General features: G+C 24.0%; 1 protein-coding gene. It reads right to left on the bottom strand.

Annotation, left to right across the window (positions count from 1 at the left end):
* Window positions 1-1,468 (bottom strand): ATP-binding protein (locus tag MBCUR_RS02055; protein ID WP_067089604.1); only part of this gene is annotated, 1,468 nt, incomplete at its 3' end.
* Window positions 1,469-2,077: the final 609 nt, after the last annotated feature.

Below are 2,077 nucleotides of genomic sequence, written 5' to 3'. Positions count from 1 at the left end.
ATTTTTTTTCTTTTATTTGTTTGAATGCTTCTTTTATTATTGTTTTTGTGGATTTTGTTGATGAGTATTTGATTTCTGTGATTATTGTTTTGTCTTTTATTTTAAATATTGTGTCTGCTCTTCCTGAGTAGGTTGTTACTTCACCTTGTGATTCAATTCCTAGTAAATATAGGGCTACTAAGAATATTCCATGGTAGTATTTTTCATCGTCTCCTTTTAGTGGATAGGATAATCTATGATATATGCTTTCTAAAACTTCTATGAACCCTTTTGAATCTTTGTTTAAAATGCTTGTGTATGTTTTGTTTTTTAGTTCTTTTAAATTGTCTGTGCTTAAATTTGTGTAAGTCATTACAAGTCTGCGGATTAGAGACTGTCTGACTTCGTAATTTGGAATATCTAATATGTATTCCATATCTCCATAATTTTTTTTTATTTCTTTTATTGTTAGATATCCTGTTTGAAATAGTAATGTTGTGGATTGGATATTTTCTATTTCAAAAGTGTCTAAATCATCTTCAATTGCAGAAATAGGTTCAATAATTGGTTGTAGGTTGTTTTCTTTTTTAAGTATTTCTATTAGAAATGTTGGTGTTCCACTACTAAACCAGTAATTTGAAAATTTTCTCTCATCAAATAGTAGTAGTGTTGAGAAAGGATTGTATATTTTGTTTTTACCGTCCCAAGTGTAACCATCATACCAATACTCAATTTTAGCTATTGTTTCTTTATAGCTAAGGGATTCTTCATTGGCTAAGTTTTCAATTTGATCTTTAAAATAGTATTCGAGTTCTTTGTGTGTGTAGCCACAAATTTTGGTGTAATTTTTACTTAGTGTAATGTCTTTGGGGTTGTTTAGTCCTGAAAAGATAGATGTTGATGAGAATTTGGATATTCCAGTTATGAAAATGAATTTTATGAATTCATCGTTAGCTTTTAGAGATTGATAAAAATTATTTAAAGTTTTTCTATTGTCCTCAGCTATTTTAAAATTTGTTATATTGTCTATAATAGGTTTATCATATTCGTCAATTAAAATTACAACTTTTTGTTTGACTTTTTTATTAATTTTTTTAATTAGTTCTCCAAATCTTTGTGGTAAAGTTTTTCTTTTTAGTTCCACTTCAAAATCTTCAGAAGTATCATCTAAAAAATCAAATAAAGAATCTTCTAATTGTTTTGAATTTTTATAAGCCATAGATCCAAAGTCTATTTTAATCACAGGGTATTTCTTATTCCAATCCCACTTGTCATAGATATATAAGTCTTTAAATAACTCTTTATTTGCTGAAAATAACTCTTCTAATGTACTGACTAAAAGGGATTTTCCAAATCTTCTTGGGCGAGATAGAAAGTACACTCTGCCATTGTTTATCATTTTATGTATTTCTGGTGTTTTATCTACATACAGGTAATTTTCATTTCGTAATATAGAAAATGATTGAGTTCCAATAGGTAATTTTTGCATATTAGCAATCTCCAAACTTTATTTGTTTTTACTTTATTTAAAATAAAAATCTAAAATAATCCATTTAAACTAACTATATATTTAGATTTAAAAACATAAATACTTTTCTAAATTATAAAAAATTTAAATTAATAAATTAAAAACCCATGAATTAATAAAAGTATGGGGTAATTAAACTAAATAAATATTAAGAAAAAACATAATAAATATCTAACATTAATAAAAGTGCACCTAAAAAATAAATTACAACATTAGTTTTTAAAAAATTTTCTTAAGTTTACAGCATTGGACATTTTATATCTTTTTTTTATTTTTTTTATATTTTTTATATTTTTGCAACAATTCTTTTTTTTATTATTTTTTTAATTTTAATTGGTCGCAATGTACTAAATTTTCTATTGTATAATTTTATTTTATCTACAATATAGAAAAAAATTATTTATTTTTTTATTTATTTTTTTCATGAAAAATATCACTGCTATCAACTTAAGAATTTTTTAATTTTTTTTATTCATTTTTTAATCTTGTTGTTTTTATAAGCTTTTTCTGTTATTAGTTCTATTTTTTGTTGAATATACTCTTTTAGGTTTTTTGAGGCTTTTTATTGTG

The organism is Methanobrevibacter curvatus, assembly GCF_001639295.1.
Lineage (GTDB): Archaea > Methanobacteriota > Methanobacteria > Methanobacteriales > Methanobacteriaceae > Methanoflexus > Methanoflexus curvatus.
This window is presented reverse-complemented; position numbering and strand designations above follow the sequence as displayed.